This window comes from Streptomyces sp. SID3343 (genome assembly GCF_009865215.1).
GTDB lineage: Bacteria > Actinomycetota > Actinomycetes > Streptomycetales > Streptomycetaceae > Embleya.
Genome location: NZ_WWJX01000868.1, coordinates 1 through 7,407 on the forward strand (window position 1 = coordinate 1; position 7,407 = coordinate 7,407).

General features: G+C 71.1%; 3 protein-coding genes. 2 read left to right on the forward strand and 1 reads right to left on the reverse strand.

What is annotated here, in order from left to right; all coding sequences use genetic code 11:
* The first annotated feature begins 661 nt into the window (after positions 1-661).
* Positions 662-3,703 (forward strand): LamG-like jellyroll fold domain-containing protein, encoded by a 3,042-nt coding sequence (locus GT354_RS27090; protein ID WP_237535494.1) that lies wholly within the window; start codon positions 662-664, stop codon positions 3,701-3,703.
* A 189-nt stretch (positions 3,704-3,892) separates the two neighbouring features.
* On the opposite strand, the gene GT354_RS27095 is transcribed toward GT354_RS27090, so the two are convergent.
* Positions 3,893-5,902, reverse strand: a complete 2,010-nt coding sequence (locus GT354_RS27095) for a protein meaA (RefSeq protein WP_346012191.1) — start codon at positions 5,900-5,902, stop codon at positions 3,893-3,895.
* Between the two features lie 805 nt (positions 5,903-6,707).
* Here GT354_RS27095 and GT354_RS27100 point away from each other — a divergent pair.
* Positions 6,708-7,280: a peptide deformylase gene (locus GT354_RS27100; RefSeq protein ID WP_161358999.1), complete on the forward strand. Its 573-nt coding sequence runs from the start codon at positions 6,708-6,710 to the stop codon at positions 7,278-7,280.
* Positions 7,281-7,407 lie beyond the last annotated feature (127 nt).

The window sequence follows — 7,407 nt, forward strand, 5'->3', positions numbered from 1 at the left end:
GGGCCGCCCGGACCACCCACGCCGCCCCCGTCACCCGCACCGCCCGAACCGCCCGCGCCGGCCGAGGGCTTGTCCGGTTCGTCACCGAACCGTTTCGCCCCGTCGTCCTGTGGCCGTTCGCTGCCGCCGTTCATGCCACTCCCTGTGCTCCCCGTCGTGGTCCCTCGACGCACCGGCGCGGCCGGGGAAAAGCCGGTACACCTCCGGGCGGGAACCGGTGATCAGTGTGCCGGGCAGGGCCGGCGGGCGGATCCTCGGAGCCGGCTTCGTAACAAGATCGTTGAGCACGCATCCGGTGCGCGCCGATACGTCCGGCGACGATCGGCCACATCGCCTTCCCTCGCCCATCGGGGCGACCGGGCGCGGGCCGAACATGCCCTCGACCCCGCACGTTCCACCTTGCCACCCCCCGATGTCACGTGGACCGAGCGCGGGCGAACCTTCGCTCCCTCTTCACAACAACGCGCACACTCCCAACTGGTCACGCGGCGCACGTGTGTACGCCTCCCGCTCCGGGACGAGGTTACGGAAAAGTCCGTTGATGCCCGGCGAGTCGCCCTATGGTGCACAAGAGGCGCAGGAACGGTCGAGCGTCTCGGGGGACTCGGGGAACAGCGCCAACGCCGGGAACGACTGGAACAGACGGAGCAGGGGGACGTCCATGTCCGGTTCCATCCGCATGCCACGCACGAGGCGACGGTCGAGGACGGGGCGAGCCTGGCTCGCCTGCGCCGCGGCTCTGCTCGCGTCGCTGTCACTGTCCATACCCTCGGCCGTCGCGGCGTCGCCGACACGCCCCGACGGTCCGGAACTCTTCGGTTCGGCGCAGCAGTCGACCGAGACGGCGCGCTCCGCGCAGCAGGCCGCCGCGGTGCCGGCCAAGTTCTCCGACGACTCGGTGCTGACCGGCCTCAACCAGCCCGTGGACGTGGCCTTCGCGAAGAACGGCCGGGTCTTCGTGGCCGAGAAGTCCGGGGTGATCAAGGTGTTCGACTCGATCGCCGATCCCACCCCGACGATCTTCGCCGACCTGCGGGCGAAGGTGCACAACTTCTGGGACCGGGGCCTGCTCGGCATCGCCCTGCACCCGGACTTCCCGACGAACCCGTCGGTGTACGTGATGTACGCGCACGACGCGCGTCCGGGGGGCAGCGCGCCCTACTGGGGCAACGCGACCGCCCTCGACGACGACTGTCCGAGCCCACCGGGCGCCCAGGCCAAGGGGTGCCTGATCACCGGTCGGATCTCCAAGCTCACCGCGACCGGCGACACGGCCGGTCCCGAGCAGGTGCTCGTCGAGGGTTGGTGTCAGCAGTTTCCCTCGCACGCGACCGGGAGCCTGGCGTTCGGGCCCGACGGTTATCTGTACGCGTCCGCGGGGGACGGCGCGAGCTTCGACTGGGCCGACTACGGTCAGACGCCGGCGAGCGGTGCGATCCCCGGCAAGGACCCGATACCGGCCAACCCGTGCGGTGACGGGCCCAGTCCGGTGGGCACGGTGTTGACCGCGCCGACCGCCGAGGGTGGGGCCCTGCGCGCGCAGGACTTCCGCACCCCGGGTGACCCGTACGCGCTCAACGGCAGCGTCATCCGCATCGACGCGAACACCGGCGCGGGCGCGCCCGGCAACCCGCTCGCGGCCAACCCGGACGCGAACGCGCGCCGCCTGGTCGCGGCCGGTCTGCGCAACCCGTTCCGGATCGGTTTCCGGCCCGGCACCAACGAGCTGTGGGTGGGCGACGTCGGGTGGAGCACGTGGGAGGAGTTGGACCGGTTCACGCCGTCGAGCGCGGCCGTGGCCAACTTCGGCTGGCCCTGCTACGAGGGCTCGGCCCGCCAGGGCGGCTACGAGTCGATCGGCCTGAACCTGTGCGCCGACCTGTACGCGGCGGGACCGGGGGCGGTGCAGACGCCCTACTACGCGTACGACCACGGCGCCCCGGTGACCCCGGGCGACGGCTGTCCCACCGGCAACGGTTCGGCCGTCTCGGGAGTGACCTTCTACACCGGGCAGCGCTACCCGGCGGCCTACCGCAACGCGCTGTTCTTCGCCGACCACAGTCGCCGGTGCATCTGGAGCATGACGGCCGGCGCCGACGGGCAGCCCGACCCGGCCACCCGCAAGGCGTTCGCGACGAGCGTGAACGTGGTCCAGGTGCTCACCGGGCCCGAAGGGGACGTGTACTACGTCGGCTTCGAGGACGGCGCGATCCACCGGATCCGCTACACCGGCAGCGCTCCCACGGCGGTGGCCACGGCGACCCCGACCACCGGTACGACGCCGCTGACGGTCGCCTTCACCGGCTCGGCCTCCTTCGACCCGGACCCGGGCGAGAGCCTGACCTACGCGTGGGACCTCGACGGTGACGGGGCGTTCGACGACTCGACCGCCGCGAACCCGACGTACACGTACACGACGCCCGGCACGCGTGTCGCCAAGTTGCGGGTGACCGATCCGGTGGGCCTCACCGACGACTCCGACCCGATCACCGTTTCGGCGGGCAACGCACCCCCGATACCGGTGATCGACTCGCCGGCGTCGACACTCACCTGGAAGGTGGGCGACCCGATCGCGTTCAGCGGGCACGCCACCGACCCCCAGGACGGCACGATCCCCGGCTCCGGCCTGAACTGGCAGATCGTCATGCACCACTGCACGACACCGACGTCGTGCCACGAACACCAGATCACCGGGCAGGGCGGCGCGAGCGGGACGTTCACGGCGGTCGACCACGAATATCCGTCGTGGCTCGAACTCCGCTTGACCGCAACGGATTCGGGCGGCTTGAGCGCGGTCAAGAGCCTGCGCCTGGACCCGCGGACCGTCGACGTCACACTGGCCTCCAACCCACCGGGCCTGACCCTGGGCCTGTTCTCCGCGCAACGCCCGGCACCGTTCACCAACACCGTGATCGTGGGCGGGACTTCGTCTATCGCGGCGCCGTCGCCGCAGACCCTGGGCGGTAAGACCTACGAGTTCCTCTCGTGGTCCGACGGCGGCGCGGCCGCGCACAACATCACCGCACCCGCGACCGCGCTGACCGTGACCGCGACCTACCGCGAGGTCACCGGCGGTCCGACCGGCCCGGTCGCCCGATACGGCTTCGACGCGAACAGCGGCACGGTCGTCGCCGACAGCTCGGGCAAGGGCAACAACGGCACTGTGGCGGGCGGCACGTGGGTGGCCGGTCACAGTGGCAACGCGCTGTCCTTCAACGGCACTTCGTCGATGGTGACGGTCCCGCACAGCAGTACCCTCGCGCTCACCGCGGGCATGACCCTGGAGGCGTGGGTCAAACCCGCGGCGGTCACCGACTGGCGCACGATCATGCTCAAGGAACGCGGCGGCGGCCTGTCCTACGCGCTGTACGCCAACGGCACGAACGCGCCCAACACCTCGATCAACACCAGCGGCGGCAACGACGACACCTACGCCGACGGCACCACTCCCCTGTCCACCACGGCCTGGAGCCACGTGGCGGCCACCTACGACGGCACCACCCTGCGGCTGTACGTCAACGGCGTCCAAGTCCACGCCACCGCCCACACCGGCCCGATCGTCGACGCCGGCGGCGCCCTGCGGATCGGCGGCAACGGCGTCTGGGGCGAATACTTCACCGGCCTGATCGACGATGTCCGCGTCTACGACCGCGCGTTGAGTCCGACCGAGCTCACCACGGACATGAACACCCCGGTCGGCTGACACCCGGGGGAACTGCGCACCGGGTCGGGCCCGGTACCGAAGCCATCCGGTACCGGGCCCGACCCACGCACACCTACCGCGTCACGAACGTGCACGCCTCACGAACGTCCGCGCCCCGCGGGCGCGTCCACGCCTTTGGGCACGTCCACGCCTTTGGGCACGTCCACCGCGTCACACCCGTCCGCCGCGTCACGCCGGGATCGGGGCCTCCCCCGGCAGGCCGTTGGCCGCGCGGATGACCTCGACGATGCGGCCCATGATGTCGGTGATCCCGAAGTCCTTCGGGGTGAACACCTCGGCCACGCCCTGTTCGCGCAGCGTCACCGCGTCCGCGGACGGGATGATGCCGCCGACGATCACCGGGACGTCGCCGATGCCCGCGTCGCGCATGCGCGCCAGCACGTCGGGGATCAGCTCCAGGTGCGAGCCGGACAGGATCGACAGGCCCACACAGTGCACGTCCTCCTCGACGGCGGCGGCGACGATCTGCGCCGGCGTCAGGCGGATGCCCTGGTACACCACCTCGAAGCCCACGTCGCGGGCTCGGACGGCGATCTGCTCGGCGCCGTTGGAGTGCCCGTCCAGACCCGGCTTGCCGACCAACAGCCGCAACCGGCCGCCGAGTTCCTCGCCGGTACGGCGCACCGCGCCGCGCACCTCGGTCAACCCCGCGCCGTCCTGTACGCCGACCACACCGGACACCCCGGTGGGCGCGCGATACTCGCCGAACTCCTCGCGCAGCGCCTGCGCCCACTCGCCCGTGGTCACCCCCGCCCGTACGCACGCAACGGTCGCCGGCATCAGGTTGACCGCCGCCGCGGCCTTCCACGAGCGCGCGTCCTCGCGCAGCCGGGTCATCGCCGCCTCGGCCGCGTCCGCGTCCCGGCTCTCCCGCCACGCCCGCACCGACGCGACCGCCGATCGCTCGGCGTCCGGATCGGCGCTCATGATCGCCGCGTCCAGGTCGACGGTGAGCGGGTTGACCTCGGTGGTCTCGAACCGGTTGACGCCGACCACGACCTCGTCGCCCGCCTCGATGCGTGCCCGGCGGGCCGAATGCGACCCGACCAGCTGCGACTTCATGTAGCCCGACTCGATCGCCGCGACCGCGCCGCCCATCGCCTGCACGCGGTCGATCTCCTCGCGCGCACCGGTGACCAGGTCGGCCACCTTGGCCTCGATCACGTGCGAGCCGTTGAAGATGTCGCCGTATTCGAGCAGGTCCGACTCGAACGCCAACACCTGCTGGATCCGCAGCGACCACTGCTGGTCCCACGGTCGCGGCAGGCCGAGCGCCTCGTTCCAGGCCGGCAGCTGTACCGCCCGCGCCCGCGCGTCCTTGGACAACGTCACCGCGAGCATCTCCAGGACGATGCGCTGGACGTTGTTCTCCGGCTGCGCCTCGGTCAGGCCCAGCGAGTTGACCTGCACGCCGTACCTGAACCGGCGCTGCTTGGCGTCCCGAACCCCGTAGCGCTCCAGCGTGAGTTCGTCCCACAGCTGGACGAACGCCCGCATCTTGCACATCTCTTCGACGAAGCGCACCCCGGCGTTGACGAAGAACGAGATCCGCTGGACCACTTCGCCCATCCGGTCCGGCGCCACCTGTCCCGAATCGCGAACCGCGTCGAGCACGGCGATCGCGGTGCACATCGCGTACGCGATCTCTTGGACCGGCGTCGCGCCGGCCTCCTGGAGGTGGTAGCTGCAGATGTTCGTCGGGTTCCACTTGGGCATGTTCGAGACCGTGTAGGCCACGGTGTCGGTGATCAGCTTGAGCGAGGGGCCGGGCGGGAAGACGTAGGTCCCGCGCGAGAGGTATTCCTTGATGATGTCGTTTTGCGTGGTGCCGGTGAGCTTGGCGAGGTCGGCGCCCTGTTCCTCCGCGACGACCTGGTAGAGCGCGAGCATCCACAGCGCGGTCGCGTTGATCGTCATCGAGGTGTTCATCTCCTCGACGGGGATGCCGTCGAGGAGCTGCCGCATGTCACCGATGTGCGAGATCGGCACGCCGACCTTGCCGACCTCGCCGCGGGCGAGTTCGTGGTCGGGGTCGTAGCCGGTCTGGGTCGGCAGGTCGAACGCCACGGACAGACCGGTCTGGCCCTTGGCGAGGTTGCGTCGGTACAGCGCGTTGGACGCGGTGGCCGAGGAGTGGCCGGCGTAGGTCCGCATGACCCATGGGCGGTCACGCGGGATCGCCTGGGAAGGCGCGGCCGGCTGCGAGGGCTGAGCTGAGGGCGTCTGGCTCGCCACGGAATACCTCCGGAGGGTTCCGGACCGCCCGGAACACGGCAACTGGCGGCCTGGGCCGGCTCCCCGGTGCACCGCCCCGCCGGTCCGCTGTCACCGCACATGGTGCGGCCCTGCTTACCACCGGATTGTACTGACGGGTAACTGCCCCGGACAGGTGTCATCGGACACAGCCGCGGTGACCGCGCTTCGCGCGGCCACCCCCCTGTTGCCGCGCTTCGCGCGGTGGCGGCTGCGCCGCCGGCGGCCTCCGGCCGCTCTCCTCGCGGGCTCGTCGATCACTGGTCGACGATCGATCAGTGGGCGCTGACGCGCCAGGGGGTGGCCGAGTGGACGTCGCGAGGGAGTCGCCGGGTGGGCTCGGCCGCTTGTCGGGTCTGCGAGTGCGGGCAGCGGCGCGGGATCTTGTGGTCGCGGTGCCCAGGCGGGCATGTCGTAAAGGGCTTCCGCCGTGCGCGGGTCAAAGGTGGCCGGTCCGCCGGTGGGGTGGCCGGGACCGCACGGTGGCGGGCCCGCTGGCTCACGACGTCGAATCGGCTGGTTCGCTCCCAGTCCGGACTGTCATCGCCGATATCGTTCTTGGTTCCTCATCGTGGGGCCGGCGTTCGGGCGCGCGATGATCTCGGCGTTACGGTCGGCGTCGGGGCAGCGGCGCGGCCACATCTCTCCCTGCCACCCTGCACGCCCGATACCGTTTGGAATGGCGTTTCCGAGCCAGACCAGAACTCGACGCGACCGCCGAGGAGTCCAGGTGACCGAGGTGCAGCAGCCCAGCCGGCGGATGCGCGAGATCGGCGTCGTCCAGTACGGCGCCCCAGTTCTCGCCGAGGTGTCCCGGCCCTTCGACCTGCCCGCCGAGCGCGAGGCCGCCGAGAGGTGCGTCGATGAGCTGTACGCCGCGATGGAGCGCATCGGGCAGGTCCACCCCTTCGCCAAGGGCATGGGGCTGGCCGCCCCGCAGATCGGCATCGGCCGGGCCGCCGCCGCCGTCCAGCCGCCCGGCCGCGACAGTCCTGCGATCGTGCTTCTGAACGCCCGGATCACCGCGGCCTCCGAGGAAGCCGACGAGCAGTACGAGGGGTGCCTGAGCTTCTTCGACGTCCGCGGCATGGTCCCCCGCCCACTGACGATCACGGTGGAGACCACCGCGCTCGACGGCAGCACGGTGACCACCGTGTACGAACGCGGGCTCGCCCGGCTCATTGCACACGAGATCGACCATCTCGACGGACTGCTCTACACCGCCCGGATGCGGCCCGGAGTGCAACCGATCCCCGTCGAGGAGTACCGGCAATCCGGCCGGTCCTGGGCCTACGACTCCTGACCGACCCGCCTGGTCGCGGTGTCCTCCGGCAAGAAGTAGCGACCGCGCTTCGCGCGGCCGCCCCTCTGTTGCCGCGCTGCGCGCGGTGGCGGCTCCGCCGCCGGCGGCCTCCGGCCGCTCTCCTCGC

Coding starts and splice junctions, on each gene's coding strand:
- GT354_RS27090 (WP_237535494.1), top strand. CDS start 662: ATGTCCGGTTCCATCCGCATGCCACGCACGAGGCGACGGTCGAGGACG.